This is a genomic window from Litorimonas haliclonae (genome assembly GCF_965138505.1).
Taxonomy (GTDB): Bacteria; Pseudomonadota; Alphaproteobacteria; order Caulobacterales; family Maricaulaceae; genus Litorimonas; species Litorimonas haliclonae.
In genome coordinates this window covers 625,506-648,661 of record NZ_CBCSCO010000001.1, presented here as the reverse complement: position 1 = coordinate 648,661, position 23,156 = coordinate 625,506, and the positions used below count along the sequence as shown (strand labels likewise).

Below are 23,156 nucleotides of genomic sequence, written 5' to 3'. Positions count from 1 at the left end.
AAGAAAATGGCTTTAAAGACATTTAATCCGACCAGCCCTTCGCGCCGTCACCTGGTTCAGGTTGATCGTGACGAATTGCATAAAGGTCGCCCTGAAAAGTCACTGACCGAAGGTCTGACGAAAACAGGTGGCCGTAACAATACCGGTCGCATCACATCACGTCGTCAAGGCGGCGGTCACAAGCGTCTCTATCGTGTTATCGATTTTAAGCGGAACAAGATGGACATGGAAGCAACTGTCCTACGGATGGAATACGATCCAAACCGGACGGCTTTTATCGCTTTGATCGAGTATAAAGACGGTGAGAAGGCTTATATTCTTGCGCCGCAGCGTTTGTCAGAAGGCGATAAGGTTCTGTCCTCTGCTAAAGGCGACGTAAAGCCCGGCAATGCAATGCCTCTTCGCGCAATGCCTATAGGAACAATCATCCACAATGTGGAATTGAAGCCTGGCAAGGGCGGCCAAATGGCCCGTTCGGCTGGCGCTTATGCTCAGCTCGTAGGTCGCTCGGAAGGTTACGCTCAGGTACGCCTCAAATCAGGCGAGATGCGCATGGTTCACCAGTCTTGTATGGCGACTGTTGGTGCGGTTTCTAACCCGGATCACATGAACATCAATCTTGGTAAAGCTGGCCGTAAACGTTGGCTTGGTAAGCGCCCGCAGGTTCGCGGCGTCGCCATGAACCCGGTAGATCACCCGCACGGTGGTGGTGAAGGCCGGACCTCCGGGGGTCGTCACCCAGTGACACCTTGGGGTAAGCCGACTAAAGGCGCGCGTACTCGCTCTAATAAAGCGACTGACAAATTCATCATTCGTTCGCGCCACGCGAAGAAAAAACGTTAGGGAGCGCGGAGTATGCCACGTTCAGTCTGGAAAGGCCCGTTTGTTGACGGGTATCTGCTCAAAAAAGCCGAAGCCACTCGCGCTGAGGGTCGCCATAAGCCGATCAAAACTTGGTCGCGCCGGTCTACCATTATGCCGAACTTTGTCGGTTTGACGTTTCAGGTCCATAACGGCCAGAAATTTGTCCCGGTTCTCGTTGATGAGGACATGGTGGGTCACAAGCTCGGCGAATTCGCGCCGACACGCACTTATTACGGTCATGCGGCCGACAAAAAAGCCAAACGGAAGTAGATAGCCATGGCAAAACAGAAAAATCCACGTCGCGTTGGCGACAAAGAGGCACGCGCCAAGCTGCGCATGATCCGGATCAGCCCAATCAAGCTGAATCTGGTTGCTCAGCTTATCCGCGGTAAAAAGGTCGAGACAGCCCTTGCGGATCTTGAATTTTCGCACAAACGGATTTCCGGTGAAGTGAAGAAGGTTCTCGAAAGCGCTATCGCTAATGCTGAGAACAATCATGGTCTCGATATCGACTCCCTGATCGTTTCCGAAGCCTATGTCGGAAAGAACTTCGTCATGAAGCGTTTCCGTGCCCGGGCTCGCGGTCGCGGTGCTCGTATCTTGAAGCCGTTTTCCGAGCTGACAATCGTTGTGCGTGAGCAGGACGAAGACGTCGCTCCAGCTCCTGAGAAGACTGAGAAAAAGTCTGAAAAGAAAGCTGAGAAGAAAGACGCGCCGAAAAAGGCCGAGAAGAAAAAAGAGAAGGCTGCGTAATGGGTCAGAAGATTAATCCAATTGGCCTGCGCCTCGGTATTAACCGGACTTGGTCATCACGTTGGTATGCAAACACATCTGAGTATGGCGATCTTTTACATCAAGATCTCGCTATCCGCGCTTTCTTGGCCTCAGAGCTGAAAAACGCTTCTGTCTCTCGTGTTGTTATTGAGCGTCCACACAAAACATGCCGCATCACAATCTACACGGCGCGTCCGGGTGTAGTGATCGGTAAAAAAGGCGCCGACATCGAAGTTCTTCGCAAGAAGGTCGCCTCAATGGTCGACGGTGAAGTCTTCATCAACTTGGTTGAAGTCCGCAAGCCGGAAGTCGACGCGAACCTCGTAGCGGACGGGATCGCCCAACAGCTTGAGCGCCGCGTTTCATTCCGCCGCGCCATGAAACGGTCTATGCAGTCTGCAATGCGCATGGGTGCAGAAGGCTGTAAGATTAAAGTCGGTGGGCGTCTTGGCGGGGCAGAGATTGCCCGTGTTGAACAGTATCAGGAAGGTTCCGTTCCGCTTCATACTATGCGGGCTGACATCGACTATGGTGTCGCACGTGCAATGACGGCAATGGGCATTATCGGTATTAAAGTTTGGATCAATAAAGGCGAGATCATGGAGCATGACCCATATGCACATGAGAAGCGCATGACGCAGCAGGGCGATACACGCTCACGCGGCGGTAATGATCGTGGTGATCGTGGCGGACGTCGTCCGGCACGTGCCAATTAAGATAGAGGCGAAACACAATGTTACAGCCAAAACGTACAAAATTCCGGAAAGCCCATAAGGGCCGGATCAAGGGTCTAGCCAAAGGTGGCTCTGCTCTGAACTTCGGGTCTTACGGTTTGAAAGCCATGGAACCTGAGCGCGTCACAGCGCGTCAGATCGAGGCGACACGCCGGGCGATTACCCGTCACATGAAGCGGGCTGGTCGTGTTTGGATCCGCATCTTCCCAGATGTGCCTGTCACTAAAAAGCCAACCGAAGTTCGGATGGGTAAAGGTAAAGGTTCTGTTGAATTCTGGGCTGCGAAAGTCCGCCCAGGTCGGATCATGTTTGAAATTGATGGTGTGCCGGATGACGTTGCGCGTGAAGCGCTTCGTCTCGGAGCTGCCAAATTGCCGGTGAAGACGAAAATCGTCACACGTCCGGGCGAGCAATAGGAGGCGATGATGAAAGCTACTGACGTCAGAGCCATGAGTGCCGATCAACTCAATGACGAGTTGCTGAAGCTGAAGAAAGAGCAGTTTAATCTGCGTTTTCAGGATGCGACCGGCCAGTTAGAAAAGACCGCCCGCGTACGCCAGGTGCGTCGCGATATTGCGCGCGTTAAAACAATCATGGCGGAAAATAAAACCGCTAAGAAGGCTTAAGGTAGGTCGAGATGCCAAAACGCATACTTCAGGGCACAGTCGTGTCAGATAAAGGTGAAAAGACGGTTGTGGTCAGAGTTGAGCGCGCCTATTTGCACCCTTTGTTGAAAAAGACGATTCGTCGTTCAAAGCGCTATCATGCGCATGACGAAAAGAGTGCACATAAGGTTGGTGATATTGTTCGCATTAGCGAATGTGCGCCAAAGTCAAAATTAAAGCGGTGGGAAGTGGTCTCAGCGTAAGGCGTTTCGCCTCTCGTTGAACCTTCTCATATAAACAAGGAGACGTCTCATGATTCAGATGCAGACAAACCTAGAAGTGGCCGATAACTCCGGCGCCCGCCGCGTACAGTGCATTAAAGTGCTTGGCGGTTCCAAGCGACGCTATGCCCATGTCGGCGATACAATTGTGGTTTCAGTCAAAGAAGCCATCCCGCGCGGCAAAGTGAAAAAAGGCGATGTGCGGAAAGCTATTGTTGTTCGCGTGCGGAAAGATATACAGCGCCGCGACGGATCAGTTATCCGCTTTGACGGCAATGCGGCCGTTATCATCAATAATAATGGTGAGCCGATCGGCACACGGATTTTTGGCCCGGTTCCTCGTGAACTTCGCGCTAAAAACCATATGAAGATCGTCTCTCTGGCTCCAGAGGTACTCTAACCATGGCTGCGAAGATTAAAAAAGGCGATTATGTCGTCGTTATCTCCGGTAAGGATAAAGGCCGTAAGGGCGAAGTCCTGAAGGTGTCACCAAAAGAAGAGCGCGTCGTTGTCAAAGGCGTTCGTATGGTTAAGCGTCATGTGCGCCCGAGCCAAATGGACCCGGACGGCGGCATCAAGGAATTCGAAGCGCCTATTCACGTGTCAAACGTGGCGCATCTTGATCCAAAAGAAGATAAACCCACGCGCGTGGGCTTCAAAACGTTGAAAGACGGCAAAAAAGTTCGCGTCGCCAAAAAATCAGGGGAAGTCATAGATGGCTAAACCGTATGAACCACGCCTCGCGGCGGTCTATCGTGATGAAGTCCGTGCGAAGATGAAAGAACAGTTCGGCTATACCTCCGAGATGCAAGTTCCGCGTATCGAAAAGATCGTGTTGAACATGGGCATTGGTGAAGGTGTTGGCGACAAGAAAAAAGTCCAAGCCGCTATGGAAGAGCTTGAGCTTATCGCCGGTCAAAAACCTGTTCCTTGTGTTGCAAAAAAATCTATCGCCAGCTTTAAGCTTCGGGACGGTATGGTTATCGGCACGAAAGTGACTTTGCGCCGCGATAAAATGTATGAATTCCTCGACCGCTTGGTCAACATTGCGTTGCCACGTGTTCGTGACTTTCGAGGTCTGAACGGTAAGAGCTTTGACGGTCATGGTAATTACGCTATGGGCCTCAAGGAACACATCGTTTTCCCTGAAATTGATTATGATAAAGTCGATTCCGTCCGCGGTATGGACATTGTGGTGCAAACTAGCGCCCGAACAGATGAAGAAGCCAAAGCATTGTTGGCCGCGTTCTCATTCCCATTCAGAAATTAATCTGACTGGAATTAGAGCGAACGCAACAAGCTAAGCGGATCGGATGGCAATCATGCTGACGATCCTGCAAATAGGAGACAAATAAATGGCTAAAGTAAGCGCAGTCGAGCGCAATCTAAAGCGTCAGCGTCTAGTGGCAAAATATGCTGCCAAACGTGCATTGCTGAAAGATATCGCTCGTAATAAAGATTTGCCAGTTGAGGAGCGCTTTCAAGCGCAACTGAAACTCGCAGCTCTACCCCGTAATTCTGCTGAAACCCGTATTCGCAACCGTTGCCAAGTCACCGGTCGCCCGCGTGGTTATTATCGCAAAATGAAAATGTCCCGTATCGCTTTGCGCGAATTGGGATCCATGGGCCTTATTCCCGGCCTCGTAAAATCAAGCTGGTAGGGGGGAGACACCATGTCATTTTCAGATCCTCTTGGGGATATGCTCACACGTATCCGTAACGCTATTCTCCGGAATCGTTCTTCTGTCACGACGCCTGCGTCAAACCTGCGTGGCCGCGTTCTTGACGTGCTTGCGGATGAAGGTTTTATCCGCGGCTACGAAGAAACAAAAGACGAAGCCGGTTTCCGGGCGTTTAATGTTGAATTGAAATATTTCGAAGGCGAAGCTGTTATTCGTGAAATCAAACGTATCTCCAAACCTGGACGCCGCGTTTATTCTTCCGTGAAAACACTTCCGCAGGTCCGTAACGGACTTGGCATCGCCATCCTGTCCACCCCTAAAGGCGTCATGAGCGACGCGGCGGCACGTGAAAACAATGTCGGCGGCGAAGTTCTTTGCCAGGTGTCATAGGAGAGTTTTATGTCACGTATTGGTAAAAGACCGGTTCCTGTCACTGACGGCGTTACATTGACCTCTACGGGTCAACTCGTTTCCGTCAAAGGACCCAAAGGTGAGTTGAGTTTCACACTTCCAGACGCCGTTAACGGCAATCTTAAGGATGGTGAGTTTACACTTACACCAGTAGAAGGCGCGAAAAACGCCAGTGCCATGTGGGGCATGAGCCGCACAATGGTTGAAAATATGATCCAAGGTGTTACGAACGGCTTCACGAAAGAGCTTGAGCTTCGCGGCGTGGGTTACAGAGCTTCTATGAAGGGCAATGATTTGTCCATGCAGCTCGGTTTCTCGCATGACGTGAATTTTACACCGCCCGAGGGCATTAAAATCGAAGCGCCGAAGCCGACACAAGTTATCGTGTCCGGCATCGATAAGCAGCAAGTCGGTCAAGTTGCCGCAAAAATCCGCTCGTTCCGGACACCTGAGCCTTATAAGGGCAAAGGCGTACGTTACTTGGGCGAGTTTGTACGCAGCAAGGAAGGTAAGAAGAAGTAGCCATGAAATCTGCTCGCAAATCTATGATACGCCGCGCCGAACGTGTTCGTCGCCGCCTCAAAAAACACGCCCAAGGGCGTCCGCGTCTGTCTGTTTTCCGGTCTGACAAGAATATTTCTGTTCAGATTATTGACGATGTGACAGGCACAACGCTTGCTTCAGCCTCAACGCTCGAAGACAAGTCGAAAAAAGGCTCTAATGTCGAAGCCGCAGGCCGCATCGGAAAGCTAATCGCTGAACGGGCTGAAAAAGCCAAAGTCGGTGAAGTTGTTTTCGATCGGGGTGCATATCTTTACCACGGCCGGGTGAAAGCTCTGGCAGATGCGGCTCGCGAAGCCGGACTGAAATTCTAAGGGGTCGATGATGGCACGTAATAACGATAATCGCCGTGGCCGCGATGACGATCAGGACAATGAATTCGTCGACCGCTTGGTTCACATTAACCGTGTTGCTAAAACTGTAAAAGGTGGCCGCAACATGTCATTCGCCGCTCTCGTAATTGTTGGCGACGAAAAAGGCCGTGTTGGATTTGGTAAGGGTAAAGCCCGTGAGGTTCCTGAAGCTATCCGTAAGGCGTCTGAAGAAGCTAAGAAGACAATGATCCGCGTTCCTCTTCGGGAAGGCCGCACTTTGCATCATGACGTTCGCGGCCGCCACGGCGCCGGCAAGATCGTTATGCGCTCAGCGCCTCCCGGAACGGGTGTTATTGCCGGCGGTCCGATGCGGGCTGTTTTGGAATGTCTTGGCGTTCAGGACGTGGTTGGTAAATCTGTTGGCACGTCTAACCCATATAACATGGTGCGGGCGACTTTTGATGCGCTGAAGCGTATGGAAAGCCCTCGGACAATCGCCAATAAGCGCGGCAAGAAAGTCGCCGAAATTGTCGAGCGCCGTAAAGACGGTGCCTCTGCACCTGAAGCGCTTGAAGCTTAAGGACGAAGATCATGGCGAAGAAAACAACATTGACTGTCCGTCAGACCGGTTCGGCCACTCGCCGTAAACCGGATCAGCGTGCAACTCTTGTCGGTCTCGGCCTCGGCCGCATCGGCAAAATTCGCACATTGGAAGATACACCTAGCGTTCGCGGCATGATTGCCAAAGTCGCTCACATGGTGAAAATTGTAGAAGAGTAGTCTTCTGCCCTATTGGGTAGATGAAACCTCTTGGAGAAAACAAATGCGTTTGAACGAACTCTCAGATAATCCCGGCGCCACTAAAGAGCGTAAGCGGGTTGGCCGTGGTATCGGTTCCGGTACAGGCAAAACAGGTGGCCGTGGTGTCAAAGGTCAAAAGTCACGCTCAGGTGTGGCTATTAAAGGCTTTGAAGGCGGTCAAATGCCAATTCACATGCGCTTGCCGAAGCGAGGCTTTAACAAGCCGAACCGTAAGCGTTTCGCCGAGCTCTCAATTGCGTCACTTAACCGCGCGATCGAATCCGGCAAAATTGATGGCAAATCCGATATGGATGCAGCTGCTCTTGTGGAAGCCGGCGTCCTTCGCCGCTCATTCGACGGCGTTCGCCTCATCGGTAACGGCACGGTGTCCAAAGCGGTCAAATTGACTGTATCCGGCGCCACGCCTGCGGCAACGAAAGCTGTTGAGGATGCCAAAGGAACTGTAACTGTTGTTGAAGATAAGATGGAGCGCCGCGAAAAAGGCGTGAAGGCTGACAGATCCAATAAAGTTTCTAAAGCAGACAAAAAAGCGGCGAAAGCTTCTGCTGCGCCTGCGGAACAAGAGAAAAAGCCGGCGGCTAAGAAGCCTGCTAAAAAGGCTGCGGCTCAAAAAGACACAGCGAAGAAGGCAGAGAAATCTGACGACGTGTCTGATTACCTTGAGCCGACGCAGGAGTATGACGCCGATGCCGACAATGCCGTGGTGACCAAGATTGAGAAATATCTCGGCGCGTCCCTTTCTAACCGTGACAGCAAGTATGTCTCTTGTTCAGACGAATCCGAACTTGATACAATTGTCAAAGGCTTCATGAAGAAGAAGCTCGGCGTAGAAGACAAAGATGCGGCTATGGAAAAGGTCAAAGCTGTCTGCGAAACTATGAAGCCGACACGCATGAAGAACCGTGTAACATTCTATTACTTGCTCGCCAAAAACGAAGGCAAGCTCGGCGACCTTTAAACGCCTTCATCAAGACCCTATCTGTATCGGATAGGGTTTAACTTTCTTTAGAAGGCGGGAGACGTTTAATGGCATCAGCGTCAGAACAATTAGCAGCGAATATGAACCTTGGCGTTTTTGCCAAGGCCAAAGAGTTGCAGAACAGACTCCTCTTCACACTCGGCATTCTAATCATATACCGTCTCGGAACTTTTGTTCCGATTCCGGGCATGGACATGGCCGCGTTCCAGACGGCATTTTCTGCCGGTGGCGGGGGGCTTCTCACACGTTTAAATATGTTCGCCGGCGGCGCTGTTGAGCGTATGGCGATTTTCGCGCTGAACGTAATGCCTTATATTTCAGCCTCTATTATCATGACTTTGATGAAGGGGTCGATCCCGTCTCTCAAAGAGCTTGATAAGGACGGCGAGCAGGGCCGTAAGCAAATCAACCAATACACACGTTATCTGACCGTCTTTTTAGCGGCGTTCCAGGCCTTCGGAATTGCTCGGGCTCTGCAGGGAACACCTGGCGCGGTTATTAACCCAGGGCTTTTCTTCCAAGCGTCGACAGTTATTACCCTCGTAGGCGGCACGATGTTCCTCATGTGGATGGGGGAACAAGTGACAGCGCGCGGCGTCGGCAACGGTGTTTCGCTGATTATTTTCGCCGGGATTGTTGCGGAGTTACCAAAAGCAATTTTCCAAGCCTTTGAGTTAAACCAGCAAGGTACAGTCTCTGAACTGCTCTTACTTTTCCTTATTGTTCTGTTTATCGGTCTCTCAATGTTGATTGTCTATGTCGAAAGAGCGCAGCGACGATTACTGGTTCAATATCCTAAGCGACAAATGGCGGGCGGAAAAACCTTTGGCGGTGAAAGTTCTTTCATGCCGCTAAAACTGAATACAGCGGGCGTTATCCCCCCGATTTTCGCAAGTTCATTATTACTCCTGCCGGCAACGCTTGGCCCAATTATGATGAATAATAATACGGAAGAGGGCACCGGTATTGTCGGAACAATTTTGGCTTTCATTTCCTATGGCTCGCCTCTGTATCTGACGCTGTATGGGATTTTGATTATCTTCTTCTGCTATTTCTATGTGCCTTATGTTTTCAAACCTGACGATGTTGCAGATAACCTTCGTAAGAATGGTGGATTCCTTCCTGGCATTCGTCCAGGCAAACGAACCGCAGAGTATCTGTCATATGTTCTCTCTCGGCTGACTTTTATCGGCGCTGTTTATGTGGCCTTTGTCTGTGTGTTACCGGAATTGATCATTGCGCGTCAGGGCGGCGCTATCCCTCCTTCTGTAGCGATGTTAATTGGCGGGATGAGCCTTTTGATTATCGTATCTGTGACGCTTGATACAGTGGCGCAAATCCAATCACATCTGGTGGCTCACCAATATGAGGGATTGATCAAAAAATCCCGGATGCGCCGACGGAACCGATAGGCAGCTTGCTATGATGAATCTAATCCTCTTTGGCCCTCCGGCCGCCGGAAAAGGCACACAAGCAAAACGGCTCGTGCAAGAGCGCGGCTTGATACAGCTTTCCACAGGCGATATGCTTCGGGCGGCCCGTGCGTCCGGAACAGAGCTAGGAAAGACAGTTGCCGGCATCATGGACCGCGGCGATTTGGTTTCGGACGAGATTGTTATCGCTCTTATCGAAGAGCAATTGGATTCTCACCCGGCCTCTAATGGATTTATTTTCGACGGTTTTCCAAGGACTGTTGCTCAAGCGAAGGCTTTGGATGCTGCGCTAGAAAAACGTGGACATGCCGTTGACCGGGTTATTCGTCTTCGCGTCGATGACGATGCCTTGATGAGAAGAATCACAAAACGATTCGAGGATGAGGGTCGTAAGGATGACAATCCTGAAACTTTCGCGATTCGGTTGGAAAATTACAATAAACAGACAGCGCCGTTGCTGCCTTACTATGCAGCTCAGGGAAAATTGAGCGAAGTAGACGGAATGGCGGACATTGAAACGGTGTCGTCAAATGTTAACCGCGTTTTATTCGCGGATGAGGGGGCAAAAGCCCCAAAAAAGAAAGGATTCTTCGCGCGTCTCTTCTCTTAAAGAGAAAAGGCTGAAGAATCTCATGAATCTATGGCTGCTCCTGCTTGACGGCAGGAGGGGTTGAGACTAAGTAACCCGCTTTCGCGGACGGTTCGATTATCGCTCGCCCCTTTTGCTATGGGGTGAGCTAAGCGTTCAGGACCGACTGCAAGCAGGATTGATTAGGAGGCCAAAAGTGGCTCGTATTGCTGGGGTAAACATCCCGACTAATAAGCGCGTAGAAATTGCTCTGCGTTATATTCACGGTATCGGTCCCTCTACGGCGGCTGAGATCTGCGAAAAAGTGGGGATTGCGCAAGACCGCCGTGTGCATGACTTGACGGATCAGGAGATCCTGCAAATCCGTGAGACGATTGATTCAACCTATCAGGTTGAAGGCGATTTGCGTCGTGAGCGCTCCCAGAACATTAAGCGCTTGATGGACATGGGCAATTATCGCGGTCTCCGTCACCGTCGTGGTCTGCCGGTTCGCGGTCAGCGCACACACACTAATGCTCGTACACGCAAAGGCCCTGCAAAGGCCATTGCCGGCAAGAAGAAGTAGGTAAGCTCAGATGGCTAAAGAACCCGCCCGTATTCGCCGCGCTCAACGGAAAAATATCACGTCCGGTGTCGCGCATGTGAACTCGACTTTCAACAATACAATGATCACCATTACGGACGCCCAAGGCAATACCGTAGCATGGTGCTCTGCTGGTGGCATGGGCTTTAAAGGCTCACGTAAATCCACACCGTACGCGGCTCAGGTCGCAGCGGAAGAAGCAGGCCGTAAAGCCGCTGATCACGGCATGACAACATTGGAAGTCAATGTGAACGGTCCTGGGTCTGGCCGCGAAAGCGCAGTTCGCGCTTTGCAAGCTGCTGGATTTACAATCACGACTATTCGTGACGTGACCCCAATTCCGCATAATGGCTGTCGCCCGCCTAAACGTCGCCGCGTTTAATTTGCAGGCAAAGCCGGTCTGCCTTTCCTGAAGGCAGACTATTTCCGGCGCGACGTCCGCTCATTCAGGGCTGACACCGACGCGCCGACACTGATAAGAAAAGGCAAAGATTGTGATTGAGAAAAACTGGCAAGAACTCATCCGCCCGATCAATCCAGAGATTGAACCCGGTCGTGATCCTGAGCGTAAAGCAATCGTCACCGCTGAACCGCTAGAGCGCGGCTTTGGTATGACCCTCGGAAACGCACTGCGTCGTGTTTTGCTGTCGTCCTTGCAGGGCGCTGCTGTGTCGGCTGTTCAGATTGACGGTATCGTTCATGAATTTACATCTATTCCCGGTGTCCGCGAAGATGTGACAAATGTTGTCCTGAACCTCAAAGGTTTGGCTGTCCGCATGCATGTCGAGGGCCCCAAAAAACTATTGCTCCGCAAAACCGGTGCTGGCCCTGTCACAGGCGCCGACATTGAAGAGACAGCTGACGTTGAAGTTCTTAACAAAGACCATATCATTTGTACGGCTGATGAAGGCGCGGACATCCGTATGGAATTGACGGTTACAACCGGTAAAGGCTATGTGCCTGCCGCTGACAGCCGTCCAGAAGACGCTCCGATCGGTTTGATTTCAATTGACGCTCTTTACTCTCCTGTAAAGCGCGTGGCCTACCGCGTCGAAGATACCCGTGAAGGCCAGGTTCTTGATTATGATAAACTGATTATCGACATTGAGACCAACGCGGCGGTTACTCCTGAAGATGCTGTCGCTGTTGCGGCCCGTATCCTTCAAGACCAATTCCAAGTCTTCGTTAATTTCGATGATCCGGAAGATATGTCTCGCGGTGAAGAGAAGCCCGAACTTGACTTCAACCCGGCCCTTCTTCGCAAGGTGGACGAGCTGGAATTGTCTGTGCGGTCTGCAAACTGTCTGAAAAACGACAATATTGTTTATATCGGTGATCTGATTCAAAAGTCCGAAGCTGAAATGCTCCGTACTCCGAACTTTGGTCGCAAGTCCCTGAACGAGATTAAAGAAGTCCTCGCCGCAATGGGTCTGCATCTTGGTATGGATGCCCCGAATTGGCCGCCGGAAAACATCGAAGATCTCGCAAAGAAATACGACGACCACATTTAGGTCGCCCAGAACACTAAGAGGATAAAGCCATGCGTCATAAAATGGCCCATCGTAAACTGAACCGCACTGCGAGCCATCGCAAAGCTATGTTCGCTAATATGTCATCCAGCCTCATCGAGCATGAGCAAATCGTGACAACGCTTCCGAAAGCGAAAGAACTTCGTCCTTTCGTAGAAAAGCTTGTAACGCTTGCTAAAAAAGGTGACTTAAACAGCCGCCGTATCGCGATTGCCCGCACACGGAACAAAGAGCAGTCCAAAAAGCTTTTTGACGTCCTCGGACCCCGTTATGCGGACCGTCAGGGCGGATATATCCGCATCATGAAAGCCGGTTTCCGCTATGGCGACAATGCGCCTATGGCCGTTATCGAATTCGTTGACCGCGACGTTGAAGCCAAAGGCAAAATTGACCGGGAACGAATGGCCGAGGTCGAAGACGCATAAAGCGCCGCCTAAGAATTATTCTAAAAACCCGCCCCTTGAGGCGGGTTTTTTTATTCTCTGCAACAGATAAAAGGCGCGAATAGAGGACGATAAGCTGCTCTGGAAGGGAACGATTAAGGTCACGTTCTCGTTTAACAACATAACAAAACGATAATAATCCCGAAGGAATTGGCATGACACACTCATTGAAACTCGCCACATTAATTGCCACAGTAACCTTATCTCTTTCAGCCTGCGCCGGACAGGACGAGACTTTTGCCGCATCTGAAGCGTCTAACGCACGGCCTATCCCGACCAGCAGCGAAGATGACGCAGAAATGAGCTCTCTGACGACGATAAAAAGCTCTCAGGCGGCCACCTCAGTCGGATCGACGTCATCAGAGAACGCAAACGAAGCTGAGTCGGCCACCCTGGTGCAGCTGAATGAGCCTTACAACGCCTTCCTAAGAACCTATGTAAAACCGACAGACGGCGTAAACCTAGTGGCATATGACGATGTGACAGATACCGACGCAGCAGCGTTGGAAACCTATATTGAGAATCTCGCAAATATTGAAACTTCGGAATTTTCCGATGCTGAATTGATGGCCTATTGGTTCAATTTGTATAACGCCGTTACGCTCGATCTAATTCTTGATAATTACCCGGTGGAGTCAATCAAAGATATCCAGGACCCATGGAGCCAGAAGCTCGTCAATGTGCGCGGCGCCACCATGACATTGGATGAAATCGAGCATGAAACGCTGCGGGAAAATTATGACGAACCCCGTATACATTTCGCCGTAAACTGCGCTTCCATTGGGTGCCCGAACTTGAAAACAACCGCGTGGGAAGCCGAAACCCTGGAAGCAGACCTACAACAGGCGGCAAAGGATTATATTTCAAGCCCGCGCGGGATAATGGTTAACAACGGAGAGATCCGGGCCTCTAAAATTTTTGATTGGTACGAAGAAGACTTCGGAGAAAATGATGAAGAAGTTTTGACTTATCTCTCCCAATTTGCTTCGGGCGAAAAAAAGACCGCTATGCAAAATGCAAACGAGATAAGTGACTATGAATATGATTGGTCACTGAATATCGCCAATTAGATTGATAAAAGCCTGCCATTCGCGGGCTTTTTTAATGCCTGAATACTGGAATCAGTCACTAATTCGTGTCTGATAGTTGACCCTGTCCATGGCCTGATTCTGGCATAAAGTATCCAACCAAAATAAGCCGAGGAAACATTATGACGACCCGTTCGTGTTTAGCACCTATCATTCTTGCAATTGTATTTTCTCCCTCTCTTGCAATGGGGCAAAGCATGACTGCCGACCCTTCAAACTCCGATGTAAACGCGCCCTATAATGCGTTTCTTTCCAAATATGTGACGCCCGAAAACGGGATCAATCTCGTCGCTTACGGCAAAGTGACCGACGAAGACGAAGGGAAGTTGGAAGGCTATATCGAGACCCTTTCTGCGGCGGATATTTCGGATTACACAGATGAACAGCTCCTGGCTTACTGGTTCAACCTTTATAACGCTAAAACGGTCGACCTTATCCTCGATAATTATCCGGTGAAATCGATCAAAAAAATTGGTTTTTTCAGCGGACCTTGGGACAAAGATATTTTGACCGTCCGAGGGGAGGATATGAGCCTGAATAATATTGAGCATGATATAGTTCGGGAAAGCTATGATGAACCGCGTGTCCACTTTGCTTTCAATTGCGCCTCTATCGGATGCCCAAACCTTAAAACCACCGCATGGGACGCAGAGACTTTAGACGCTGATCTTACCCAAGCGGCAATGGATTATATCGCGAGCCCCCGCGGCGTACGCGTTGAAGCAGACGGTGACATTACCGCCTCTAGCATTTTTAAATGGTATAAGGACGACTTTGGAAACAGCGAAGCAGACGTCATTTCCTATCTCGCAACTTACGCCGAGGGCGATAAAAAAGCAGCGCTCCAAGAGGCAAATAAAATCGAAGATTACGACTATGACTGGTCGTTGAATGTCGCGAAGTAAACTGGGTGTTTAGATGGTAGGGGGAGAGGGACTTGAACCCCCGACCAACCCGTTATGAGCGGGTGGCTCTAACCAACTGAGCTATCCCCCCATCTCTGGGCGTGAGGTTTCTATAACGCTCAAGAACCGTCCTGCAAACCCTCTTTGCTCAATCTGTCAGGACTTTTTGCACGGACGTTTTCCACCCGGCGAGAACGGTCTTACGTGTCTCTGCGTCCATTTCCGGATCAAAATGGGTGTCGAGCTTCCAGACCTCTTTAATGGTCTCCAGAGAGGGAAATATTCCGGCGCCGATTGCGGCGAGGGCGGCGGCCCCAAACGCCGTTGTTTCCAAGACTTTCGGCCGTTCCACGGGAATGTTCAGCACGCCTGCCAGATATTGAACCATCCAATCATTGGCGACCATGCCGCCATCGACCCGAAGTATCTTTGGCTCTACGCCGTCCTGCGCCATGGCTTTGAACAAATCGTAAGTTTGGTAACAAACGCTCTCAATCGTCGCGCGGACGATCTCTGCGCGGCCTGTATCGCGCGTCAGGCCAAACAGCCCGCCGCGCGCATCCGGGTCCCAATGTGGCGCGCCCAACCCGGTAAAAGCGGGGACAAGATAAACCCCTTTATTGCTGTCGAGGCTCCGGCAGAGCTTTTCCGTGTCTTTGGCGTGGTCAATGATTTTAACTTCATCACGAAGCCATTGAACAGCGGCCCCGGCGATAAATATCGAGCCCTCGAGCGCATAGGTGACTTGCCCGTCGAAGCGATAGCAAATCGTGGACAAAAGTCGGTTGTCGGAGGTGACGCAGGTTTCCCCCGTATTGAGGATGACAAAACATCCTGTGCCATAGGTGGATTTGATATCGCCTTCTTCAAAACAGGCCTGCCCAATCGCGGCGGCCTGCTGATCACCTGCGACACCCAAAATCGGAATGTCCTCGCCTAAAAGGGAACAGGTGCCGAAGTCATCGACGCAGTCTTTCACCTCTGGTAGGCCGGAGCGCGGCACGTTGAACAACTCCAAAAGCTCCTCATCCCATTCCTGCGTGTGGATATTAAACAGATTGGTGCGGCTGGCATTTGTCGCGTCTGTGGCGTGGCTTTTCCCTTCCGTCAGGCGCCAGATGAGAAAGCAGTCCACGGTTCCAAAGGCGAGCTTCTCTGCTTTGGCGAGATCCCGCGCGCCGTCGACATTGTCTATAATCCAGGCGATCTTGCTTCCGCTGAAATAGGGATCATGGATGAGGCCGGATTTGGCGTTGATCTCTTTGACGGGCATCTTCTTTGCCATTTCGCGACAGGCTGCCGCCGTTCGTCGATCCTGCCAGACAATGGCATTATAGAGGCAGTCTCCGGTTTCTTTATTCCAAACGAGGGTGGTTTCCCGCTGATTGGTAATTCCGATGCCCGCGACATTGTGATCGTTTGCTTCAGCAAAGTTCCAGGCCTGTTTAAGAGTCTTAAAAACTGTGTCCCAAATCGTCTCCGGATCATGCTCCACCCATCCGTCTCGCGGATAGATTTGGGGAAACTCTTCCTGCGCTGTAAACAAGATGCGCCCGCGCGGAGAAAAGACAAGCGTCCGGGAAGACGTCGTGCCTTGATCGATGGAAAGGATAACTGTGCTCATATCGACAATCTAATGCCAAGCAGCGCGCCGTCAATCACCTTACATTCAGACTGGCCAGAGACGCGTCATAGTCTATATCCAGCCTATGGACGGCTGGCCGATACCTTTGGGGCAAACCCTTGTAACCTATTTGGCGTTCACGGCTATTATTATTGCGCGGTATTTCATCATTGTCGGCCCTATCCACTGGGCGCTGTGGAAACGCGCGCCGAGAAAGGCGCGCCGCCTGTCAAAACGACAGCCGACCCGCGCGACGATCCGCAATGAGATTCGGCTCTCGACAATCAGCGCCTTTATTTATGCGCTGCCCGCCGCAATCGTCCTCGAGATGTGGAAGGCGGGCGGGACGGCGCTCTATAGCGCCATGCCGGAAAGTGTCTGGGGGTGGAGCTACCTGTTCCTATCCGCGGCGATTTATCTCTTCGCGCAGGACACATGGTTTTATTTTACGCACCGCCTCATGCACCATCGCAAATTATTTAAATACACGCATGATGGCCACCACCGCTCTGTCCAGCCGACGCCCTGGGCAAGCTTTTCCTTCGACCCCATAGAGGCCATCAGCGCGGCGTGGCTCCTCCCGGTTATGGCGCTGTTCATCCCGCTCCATGTCGGCGTCGCGTTTGCGCTGCTTATGGTGATGACCATCAACGCCGTGTTCAATCACGCAGGGTGGGAAGTCTATCCGGACAAATGGGTGAAGGGGTGGTGGGGCCGCCACATCATCACAGCCAGCCACCACAACCTGCATCACACGAAATTCAAGGGAAATTATGGATTATATTTCCGGTTCTGGGATAAGGTCTGCGGGACGGATAAGGGTCTGGTTTAATCCACCGCTTTATAAGCCACCAAATCCTTGCGGTTAATCATACGGCCCCAAAAGGCGTTGAAGGGATGCAATAAATCCGTCGGTCCAGCGGCGTTCTCGAGGGGGAGCCCCGCATTATGCCAAGCAAATACTCCTTCTTTCAGATTATAGACGTCTTTTGCGCCGGCTGCTTTTAATTCGGCTTGAACTTTTTCAGCTAAAATAGAAGAGCGCCTTCCGACTGAGCAGTAAAAGACGAGCGTTTTGCCAGTCCAATCCTGATCAAATTGGGCCATGAAATCCGAAGCGGAAAGGTCGGGGTCGACGTGTTCACTGTTCACGATATGGCTGACGTCAAATTCTTTTTTCTCCCGAACATCAAAGAATAAGGTGTCCTTGGTATCTAACTCTACGGCCGACTTTACGCCTATGTGCCGAACAGTGCGGTGATCCTTCACAATAGACACATGGGCTTTGTGTAGCGCCTTATTCTCCTTCTCTTCCGCGACCGAAACTTCGGAAAAGGAGGACAGGAAGACGCCGAAGCATATCGATAGGATAAATCTGAACATTATTCCGCCGCGTCGACTGCCTTTTTCAACTGCGCCATTTCATCCCGCAATCTCGCCGCTTCTTCAAATTCAAGATTTTCGGCGGCTTCGAACATACGTTTTTCGAGGTCGGCCATAACCGCGGTCATATTCCCGCCCATATAGGCTTCCTGCTCGCCCTCGGCCGCTTCGAGATATTTCTTTTTAATCTGGCCACTCGGCGTGTATTTATTGGCGTCATCCTTGATTTTCCCGGCGGCTTCACTGTCACCGACTATATCGGCCACGCCGCGAAGAACGGTTTGCGGAACAATTCCATGTTTTTCATTATGAGCGACTTGGATGTCCCGACGGCGATCCGTCTCGGTTATCGCCCGTTCCATAGAGCCGGTAATTTTATCTGCATAGAGGACGACCTTGGCTTCGCTGTTTCGCGCGGCTCGGCCAATGGTCTGGATAAGAGCTGTTTCGGATCGAAGGAAACCTTCCTTATCCGCATCCAGAATACCGACAAAGGCACATTCAGGAATGTCGAGTCCCTCGCGGAGCAGGTTGATACCAATGAGCACATCAAATTTGCCGAGGCGCAGATCACGGATAATTTCGATCCGCTCAAGCGTATCCACATCGCTATGCATATAGCGCACACGGATGCCCTGATCGTTCATATATTCGGTCAGGTCTTCGGCCATTTTCTTGGTGAGGGTCGTGACCAGAGACCGATAGCCGCGCGCGGCAACCTTCTGAACTTCGTCGATCACGTCATCGACCTGATTGGCGCCGTCTTTGGCAACAGGGCGAATTTCAACGGGCGGGTCAATCAATCCGGTGGGGCGAATAACCTGTTCGACAAAAACGCCGCCCGTTCGCTCCATTTCCCAATCACTTGGCGTGGCGGAGACATGCACGGTCTGAGGGCGCATAGCGTCCCATTCTTCAAATTTCAGCGGGCGGTTATCGATACAGCTCGGCAGGCGAAAACCATGTTCGGCCAATGTGGATTTCCGGCTGAAGTCGCCCTTACTCATCGCGCCGATTTGCGGCACAGAGACATGGCTTTCATCCATGAAAAGAAGCGCGTCTTCGGGGAGATATTCAAATAATGTGGGCGGCGGCTCGCCTGGCGCGCGGCCTGTGAGATAACGGGAGTAGTTTTCAATGCCGTTACAAAATCCGCTGGCCGCCATCATTTCCAGATCAAATTCGGTGCGCTGGGCAATACGCTGGGCTTCGAGTAATTTTCCCTCGGCTTCAAATCTCGTGAGCGTCTCGCCGAGTTCCTTCTTGATACCCTTCATCGCGCTTTGCACGGTCGGGCGGGGAGTCACATAATGCGAATTGGCGTAAACGCGGACATTATCGATGTCGCGTTTGGTTTTCCCTGTCAGAGGATCAAACTCAGTAATTGAGTCTATTTCGTCTCCGAAGAAGTCAAACCGCCAGGCCGTATCATCATAATGGGCCGGGAAAAGTTCGATGGTGTCGCCCCGAACGCGGAATGAGCCGCGCTGGAACGCTAGGTCATTGCGCTGATATTGCAGCTCGACCAATTGCGCCATGAGAGACCGGGGGTCCATCTCCTCGCCCTTTTTCAGATCCACGGTCATCGCTGTGTAGGTCTCAACCGACCCAATACCGTAAATACAAGAGACCGAGGCGACGATAATACAATCATCACGTTCCAAAATAGCGCGGGTCGCGGCGTGGCGCATCCGGTCAATCTGTTCGTTTACGCTGGAGTCTTTTTCGATGAATGTGTCCGTACGCGGGACATAAGCTTCGGGCTGATAGTAATCATAGTAAGACACGAAATACTCGACCGCATTGTCCGGAAAAAAGCTTTTAAATTCGGAATAAAGCTGCGCCGCGAGCGTTTTATTCGGCGCCATAATCAGAGCAGGGCGCTGGGTGGCCTCAATGATCTTGGCCATGGTGAAGGTTTTACCGGACCCCGTGACGCCAAGCAGAACCTGATCCCGTTCTATCGAGTTCAACCCATCACAGAGTTCTTCGATCGCTTTCGGCTGATCGCCCTTGGGCTCATATTCCGAAACAAGCCGAAATCGCTTCCCGCCTTCGGATTTGTCTGGTCTGTCGGGACGGTGTGGCTGCCACATGGACAGATTTTGTTCCGGATGGAGCTGAGTGACATTCGCCATAGGCCCAATATGGTCATAGTGTGAGGTTTGGCAAGGTGGCTATATGCGGCGGACAGGTCACAAAATTTGAAATAGAGTAGAAAAGAAACATCCAAGGCCTCTAGCTACACGTAAGTTTTATAGAGTATTTCAATTTGTCAGCTTGGATTTGTCATGACTTTGTCGATTGTGGAAGATAAGACTTCGGAACCACCAAAGGCAGAAGAGACTTACATGCCCATCCCCGGACCCGGCCAGAATTATGGCCGGACAGCTTCTAAAAAGAGTATCAGCGCTGCGCGCCGGGATGCACAGTGGCTGCATAATATTGCCGAAAGAAAAGACGCGAAAGCCCTTTCGGACCTTTTCGAAGTTTATGGCCCCAAGCTAAAAGGCTGGCTTATGGCCAGAGGCGTTGGAGACGGCACGGCTGAGGATATTGTTCAGGACATTATGATAAAGGTTTGGACGAAAGCCCATAAATTTGATCCGTCAAAAGCCAGTTTTGCAACTTGGGTTTACAGAATGACCCGCAATCGCTGGATAGATCACAAACGCAAAAATGGGCGCATGGATGTTCGTGACCCTGAACTCATGAAAATTATCGCAGATGATGAAGTTCCGTCGGCGGAACATAACTTCATGTCACAGGAAAATTCAGACATTTTAAAAGGACAAATTGCGCGTTTGTCTAAGCCACAACAGACGGCGATCCGTATGGCCTATATGGAATTTAAGACGCACAAAGAAATTGCCTCGGAAATCGGTGTTCCGCTAGGTACTGTTAAAACGCGTATCCGAAGCGCTATTCAAGTTTTAAAATCGAATATGGCTCGACAGATAGGAAATATGCGATGAGCTTGCAGTTGGACAATAATGTCGTGACGTCCGAGGCGTACATTACGGATTACGCCCTAGGGAATCTTAGCCCCGCCAAACATATAATAATGGCTTGTCAAAGCGAAATTTCTGAAGAAGTAGCCAAAGAGGTTTCTTTTCAGGAAGAAATTGCGACAAGCTTTTTAAAACAAACGGACGCTAAGCCTTTGTCTCCCGAATTTTTGGAAGGGGTGGTGGCTAATCTGCCCAAGGGCGAGAGCGGTGACGAGGCTCAGACCATAGGGCAGGGCTTGGCTCCGAAAACCCTGCGATCTGTTTTAGGGCATGGCCTACAAGAGATGAAATGGCGGTCCATGGTTCCGGGCGTCGCCGTACATGATGTTCTGGGCAACCGCCGGTATGAGGACGGCGAGAGGCTTTACCTTTTAAAGGCTAAAGGTGGCATGAAAATGCCTGAACATTCGCATAAAGGTGAAGAATGGTCTCTGATCCTGACCGGAAGCTATAGTATCGGCGATAAAACCTATCGCCGCGGCGACCTCCATATCGAAGATGATACAGTCACTCACGCCCCCCATATTGATGAGGGTGACGACTGTATCTGCCTTGTGATGACCGAAGGTCCGCTGGTAATGAAAAGCTGGATCCCGAAAATCGTGCAGAAGGTCGTCGGGATTTAATTCATGTATTTAATCAAGCGCGTTTTTCCCGCTCAATATACTTGTCGATAACTTCGCCGAGCACGGTCATCGGGACACTGCCGCCCAGAACAACGGCGTCATTAAAGCGTCTATAGTCGAACTTATCACCCAATTCGGCTTTCGCCTTGGCACGCAGTCCGACGATAGCGCTATGTCCGACCTTATACCCGCAGGCTTGTCCCGGCCAGGCGCAGTAACGATCGACTTCGCTCCGAACTTCTTCGGGGTTTGACCCATTATTTGTGACAAACCAATCGATGGCTTCTTCCCGCGTCCAACGCTTGGCATGAAGTCCCGTATCGACCACCAGGCGGCAAGCCCGGAAGGCCAGCGATTGAAGATAACCCAAGCGCCCAATCGGGAAGTCGTCATATACGCCAAGCTCATCAGCAATTTGTTCGGCGTAAAGCGCCCAACCTTCGGAGTAGGCATTAAACGCCAAGAGGGACCGGATGAGCGGCTGTTTGAATGTATATTCGCCCTGCCAGACATGGCCAGGAATGGCTTCGTGATAGGTCAAATCGGGTAGGCTGAATTTGCTGTGCAGATCTGTGGTCCGAAGGTTAATCCAGAAATGCCCGGGTTTCTTGCCGTCGATTGACCCCGCACCGCCATATGCGCCCGGGGCGCCCGCTTCGACTTCGGGGGCAATTCGCGTGACCTCGAGAAAGCCCGGAACGAGGGTTTCGAACGCTTCCGGCATTCGCCCGCGAATATCCGTGAGGGTCTCTTCAATGAAGGCCATGATCTCGGCCCGACCCTTATCGCCTTCAGAGAATTGGTAACGTGGGTCTTTGGACAAAGCCGTCATTCTCTCGCCGACTGACCCGGTGGTGTAACCCGCTGAACGAAGAATGGGATCCATTTGAGCGTGAAGTTCTTTAAGCTCGTCCAGCCCCATTTGGTGGACTTCTTCCGGGGACATATTTGTTGTCGTACTGGCTTTCAGAGCCCAATCATAATAGGCGTCACCGTCCGGCAGAGCCCAAACGCCCGCATTGGACGTTGCACGCGGGGCAAGGTTTTCCAGAGCCGCAATTTGGCGTTTGATAGCGGGACGGATTTTTTGCTCTGCCAAAAGCGCCGCTCTTTCCCCGAAGGGCGTGCCGAATTCTGCGGTTTTCGTCGCAAGCGTTTTGACAATACTCCAGTCTTTGGCGGGTTTAGCATCCGTGTCTCTTAATTGTCCAAGTGTCTTTTCCATCAGGAAGTCTGGCAGGATTACGCCTTTCTCCCCGTTCTCCCGAACGCGAGCCGTCTCTCCGTCCAGTTGCTGGGCATACGCTTCCATCCGCAAGAGATAACTATCCGCGTCAGAATGTTCTTCTATGGCGTGAGACGAATCTAAAAAGCTGGGAATTTCAACAAAGGCCCCGGTATTTTGGGCGACGACATAGGGACTGTTTCGATAAGACCAGTTTGAATTCAGCAAGGCGACATCGCCGTAAGGCAGATCAAATCCTTCTGCCGTCGTCTCAAATACGGATCGAACCACATCAAATGTCAGCGCTTCATCCTCTGGCAATGCCGCCGTATCAACCTGATTTAATTTGGCGAGCATAGCCCGCACATCACTTTCAATCGCCGCTTGTCCGGCGGGCGACCTGTCAGTCAATTGAGATTTAAGATAACGATATTTACCCGTATCAATTCCGGCGCTCGAAGCTGTCTCGGGGTAGGCATTCAGAATAAGATCTGTCGCTTGATCCATCAAATCCATATCGGACTGCGGCGCCGTTCCGGTGGATTGCGTGGCGCATCCGGTAAAGGCGAGGGCGGATGTTGCGGCGGCCGCTGCAGAGGTTTGAAGAAGGGTACGACGGGAAACAGACATAAAAGGCCTTTATAAAGCTTCAGACCTTCGAATATCTGCCACGCTTGTCCGAGCAAATCA

31 protein-coding genes, 1 tRNA gene and 1 pseudogene are annotated in these 23,156 nt (G+C 51.3%); 28 read left to right on the top strand and 5 right to left on the bottom strand.

Annotation, left to right across the window (positions count from 1 at the left end):
• The first annotated feature begins 6 nt into the window (after positions 1-6).
• The 25 genes and pseudogenes from rplB (at position 7) to ACNA05_RS02815 (ending at position 14,597) form a co-directional block, all read left to right on the top strand.
• Positions 7-843: a 50S ribosomal protein L2 gene (rplB, locus tag ACNA05_RS02940; RefSeq protein WP_415809878.1), complete on the top strand. Its 837-nt coding sequence runs from the start codon at positions 7-9 to the stop codon at positions 841-843.
• Between the two features lie 12 nt (positions 844-855).
• Positions 856-1,134: a 30S ribosomal protein S19 gene (gene rpsS / locus ACNA05_RS02935; RefSeq protein ID WP_415809877.1), complete on the top strand. Its 279-nt coding sequence runs from the start codon at positions 856-858 to the stop codon at positions 1,132-1,134.
• Between the two features lie 6 nt (positions 1,135-1,140).
• A pseudogene (rplV, locus tag ACNA05_RS02930) lies at positions 1,141-1,512 on the top strand (50S ribosomal protein L22); the annotation flags it as partial.
• 104 nt (positions 1,513-1,616) lie between these two features.
• Positions 1,617-2,354, top strand: coding sequence for a 30S ribosomal protein S3 (gene rpsC / locus ACNA05_RS02925; protein WP_415809876.1), 738 nt, complete (start codon positions 1,617-1,619; stop codon positions 2,352-2,354).
• A 17-nt stretch (positions 2,355-2,371) separates the two neighbouring features.
• Entirely contained in the window at positions 2,372-2,788 is a 417-nt protein-coding gene (rplP, locus tag ACNA05_RS02920; RefSeq protein ID WP_415809875.1) for a 50S ribosomal protein L16, read from the top strand.
• A 9-nt stretch (positions 2,789-2,797) separates the two neighbouring features.
• Positions 2,798-2,998, top strand: a complete 201-nt coding sequence (gene rpmC / locus ACNA05_RS02915) for a 50S ribosomal protein L29 (RefSeq protein WP_415809874.1) — start codon at positions 2,798-2,800, stop codon at positions 2,996-2,998.
• Positions 2,999-3,009: 11 nt separating this feature from the next.
• Positions 3,010-3,240, top strand: coding sequence for a 30S ribosomal protein S17 (gene rpsQ, locus ACNA05_RS02910; RefSeq protein WP_415809873.1), 231 nt, complete (start codon positions 3,010-3,012; stop codon positions 3,238-3,240).
• Between the two features lie 49 nt (positions 3,241-3,289).
• Positions 3,290-3,658 (top strand): 50S ribosomal protein L14, encoded by a 369-nt coding sequence (gene rplN, locus ACNA05_RS02905; protein ID WP_121100254.1) that lies wholly within the window; start codon positions 3,290-3,292, stop codon positions 3,656-3,658.
• A gap of 2 nt (positions 3,659-3,660) precedes the next feature.
• Positions 3,661-3,981, top strand: coding sequence for a 50S ribosomal protein L24 (gene rplX / locus ACNA05_RS02900; RefSeq protein WP_415809872.1), 321 nt, complete (start codon positions 3,661-3,663; stop codon positions 3,979-3,981).
• Positions 3,974-4,528 (top strand): 50S ribosomal protein L5, encoded by a 555-nt coding sequence (gene rplE, locus ACNA05_RS02895; protein WP_415809871.1) that lies wholly within the window; start codon positions 3,974-3,976, stop codon positions 4,526-4,528. Before rplX ends, rplE begins: the two co-directional genes overlap by 8 nt.
• Before the next feature lie 85 nt (positions 4,529-4,613).
• Positions 4,614-4,919: a 30S ribosomal protein S14 gene (gene rpsN / locus ACNA05_RS02890; protein WP_415809870.1), complete on the top strand. Its 306-nt coding sequence runs from the start codon at positions 4,614-4,616 to the stop codon at positions 4,917-4,919.
• A gap of 12 nt (positions 4,920-4,931) precedes the next feature.
• Positions 4,932-5,330: a 30S ribosomal protein S8 gene (rpsH, locus tag ACNA05_RS02885; protein WP_415809869.1), complete on the top strand. Its 399-nt coding sequence runs from the start codon at positions 4,932-4,934 to the stop codon at positions 5,328-5,330.
• 9 nt (positions 5,331-5,339) lie between these two features.
• Positions 5,340-5,873 (top strand): 50S ribosomal protein L6, encoded by a 534-nt coding sequence (gene rplF, locus ACNA05_RS02880; protein WP_415809868.1) that lies wholly within the window; start codon positions 5,340-5,342, stop codon positions 5,871-5,873.
• Between the two features lie 2 nt (positions 5,874-5,875).
• The gene (gene rplR / locus ACNA05_RS02875; RefSeq protein ID WP_415809867.1) at positions 5,876-6,226 is read left to right on the top strand and encodes a 50S ribosomal protein L18; all 351 of its coding nucleotides are present in this window, start codon (positions 5,876-5,878) and stop codon (positions 6,224-6,226) included.
• A gap of 10 nt (positions 6,227-6,236) precedes the next feature.
• Positions 6,237-6,806: a 30S ribosomal protein S5 gene (gene rpsE, locus ACNA05_RS02870; RefSeq protein WP_415809866.1), complete on the top strand. Its 570-nt coding sequence runs from the start codon at positions 6,237-6,239 to the stop codon at positions 6,804-6,806.
• A gap of 11 nt (positions 6,807-6,817) precedes the next feature.
• The gene (gene rpmD, locus ACNA05_RS02865) at positions 6,818-7,006 is read left to right on the top strand and encodes a 50S ribosomal protein L30 (RefSeq protein WP_415809865.1); all 189 of its coding nucleotides are present in this window, start codon (positions 6,818-6,820) and stop codon (positions 7,004-7,006) included.
• Positions 7,007-7,049: 43 nt separating this feature from the next.
• The gene (gene rplO, locus ACNA05_RS13865) at positions 7,050-8,006 is read left to right on the top strand and encodes a 50S ribosomal protein L15 (protein ID WP_462937951.1); all 957 of its coding nucleotides are present in this window, start codon (positions 7,050-7,052) and stop codon (positions 8,004-8,006) included.
• Positions 8,007-8,074: 68 nt separating this feature from the next.
• Positions 8,075-9,439 (top strand): preprotein translocase subunit SecY, encoded by a 1,365-nt coding sequence (gene secY, locus ACNA05_RS02850; protein ID WP_415809864.1) that lies wholly within the window; start codon positions 8,075-8,077, stop codon positions 9,437-9,439.
• Between the two features lie 13 nt (positions 9,440-9,452).
• Positions 9,453-10,070, top strand: a complete 618-nt coding sequence (locus ACNA05_RS02845; RefSeq protein ID WP_415810109.1) for an adenylate kinase — start codon at positions 9,453-9,455, stop codon at positions 10,068-10,070.
• Positions 10,071-10,245: 175 nt separating this feature from the next.
• Complete coding sequence (gene rpsM, locus ACNA05_RS02840; protein WP_415809863.1) at positions 10,246-10,614, top strand: 30S ribosomal protein S13; 369 nt, start codon at positions 10,246-10,248, stop codon at positions 10,612-10,614.
• A 10-nt stretch (positions 10,615-10,624) separates the two neighbouring features.
• Positions 10,625-11,014, top strand: coding sequence for a 30S ribosomal protein S11 (gene rpsK / locus ACNA05_RS02835; RefSeq protein ID WP_415809862.1), 390 nt, complete (start codon positions 10,625-10,627; stop codon positions 11,012-11,014).
• Between the two features lie 112 nt (positions 11,015-11,126).
• A complete protein-coding gene (locus ACNA05_RS02830) occupies positions 11,127-12,143 on the top strand; it encodes a DNA-directed RNA polymerase subunit alpha (protein WP_415809861.1) in 1,017 nt (338 codons plus the stop codon).
• 29 nt (positions 12,144-12,172) lie between these two features.
• Positions 12,173-12,586 carry a 50S ribosomal protein L17 gene (rplQ, locus tag ACNA05_RS02825; protein ID WP_415809860.1) on the top strand — a complete coding sequence of 138 codons (414 nt, stop codon included), beginning with the start codon at positions 12,173-12,175 and terminating at the stop codon, positions 12,584-12,586.
• A gap of 173 nt (positions 12,587-12,759) precedes the next feature.
• On the top strand, positions 12,760-13,674 hold the full coding sequence (locus ACNA05_RS02820; protein WP_415809859.1) for a DUF547 domain-containing protein: 915 nt from the start codon (positions 12,760-12,762) through the stop codon (positions 13,672-13,674).
• 215 nt (positions 13,675-13,889) lie between these two features.
• Complete coding sequence (locus ACNA05_RS02815; RefSeq protein ID WP_415809858.1) at positions 13,890-14,597, top strand: DUF547 domain-containing protein; 708 nt, start codon at positions 13,890-13,892, stop codon at positions 14,595-14,597.
• A 14-nt stretch (positions 14,598-14,611) separates the two neighbouring features.
• On the opposite strand, the gene ACNA05_RS02810 is transcribed toward ACNA05_RS02815, so the two are convergent.
• Together ACNA05_RS02810 and glpK are read right to left on the bottom strand one after the other, a co-directional pair.
• Positions 14,612-14,688: transfer RNA gene (locus ACNA05_RS02810), tRNA-Ile, on the bottom strand.
• A 57-nt stretch (positions 14,689-14,745) separates the two neighbouring features.
• Positions 14,746-16,221, bottom strand: a complete 1,476-nt coding sequence (gene glpK / locus ACNA05_RS02805; RefSeq protein WP_415809857.1) for a glycerol kinase GlpK — start codon at positions 16,219-16,221, stop codon at positions 14,746-14,748.
• An 85-nt stretch (positions 16,222-16,306) separates the two neighbouring features.
• Here glpK and ACNA05_RS02800 point away from each other — a divergent pair, with 85 nt between their 5' ends.
• Positions 16,307-17,053: a sterol desaturase family protein gene (locus ACNA05_RS02800; RefSeq protein WP_415809856.1), complete on the top strand. Its 747-nt coding sequence runs from the start codon at positions 16,307-16,309 to the stop codon at positions 17,051-17,053.
• Here ACNA05_RS02800 and ACNA05_RS02795 read toward each other — a convergent pair.
• Both ACNA05_RS02795 and uvrB read right to left on the bottom strand, forming a co-directional pair.
• Positions 17,050-17,604, bottom strand: coding sequence for a rhodanese-like domain-containing protein (locus ACNA05_RS02795; RefSeq protein WP_415809855.1), 555 nt, complete (start codon positions 17,602-17,604; stop codon positions 17,050-17,052). The genes ACNA05_RS02800 and ACNA05_RS02795 overlap by 4 nt on opposite strands.
• Positions 17,604-19,742, bottom strand: coding sequence for an excinuclease ABC subunit UvrB (gene uvrB, locus ACNA05_RS02790; RefSeq protein WP_415809854.1), 2,139 nt, complete (start codon positions 19,740-19,742; stop codon positions 17,604-17,606). The genes ACNA05_RS02795 and uvrB overlap by 1 nt, the downstream gene beginning before the upstream one ends.
• Positions 19,743-19,895: 153 nt before the next feature.
• Between uvrB and ACNA05_RS02785 the strand changes: the two genes are divergently transcribed.
• Positions 19,896-20,579, top strand: coding sequence for an RNA polymerase sigma factor (locus ACNA05_RS02785; protein ID WP_415809853.1), 684 nt, complete (start codon positions 19,896-19,898; stop codon positions 20,577-20,579).
• Positions 20,576-21,241, top strand: a complete 666-nt coding sequence (locus tag ACNA05_RS02780; RefSeq protein WP_415809852.1) for a ChrR family anti-sigma-E factor — start codon at positions 20,576-20,578, stop codon at positions 21,239-21,241. The genes ACNA05_RS02785 and ACNA05_RS02780 overlap by 4 nt, the downstream gene beginning before the upstream one ends.
• Positions 21,242-21,254: 13 nt before the next feature.
• On the opposite strand, the gene ACNA05_RS02775 is transcribed toward ACNA05_RS02780, so the two are convergent.
• The gene (locus tag ACNA05_RS02775) at positions 21,255-23,096 is read right to left on the bottom strand and encodes a DUF885 domain-containing protein (RefSeq protein WP_415809851.1); all 1,842 of its coding nucleotides are present in this window, start codon (positions 23,094-23,096) and stop codon (positions 21,255-21,257) included.
• Positions 23,097-23,156 lie beyond the last annotated feature (60 nt).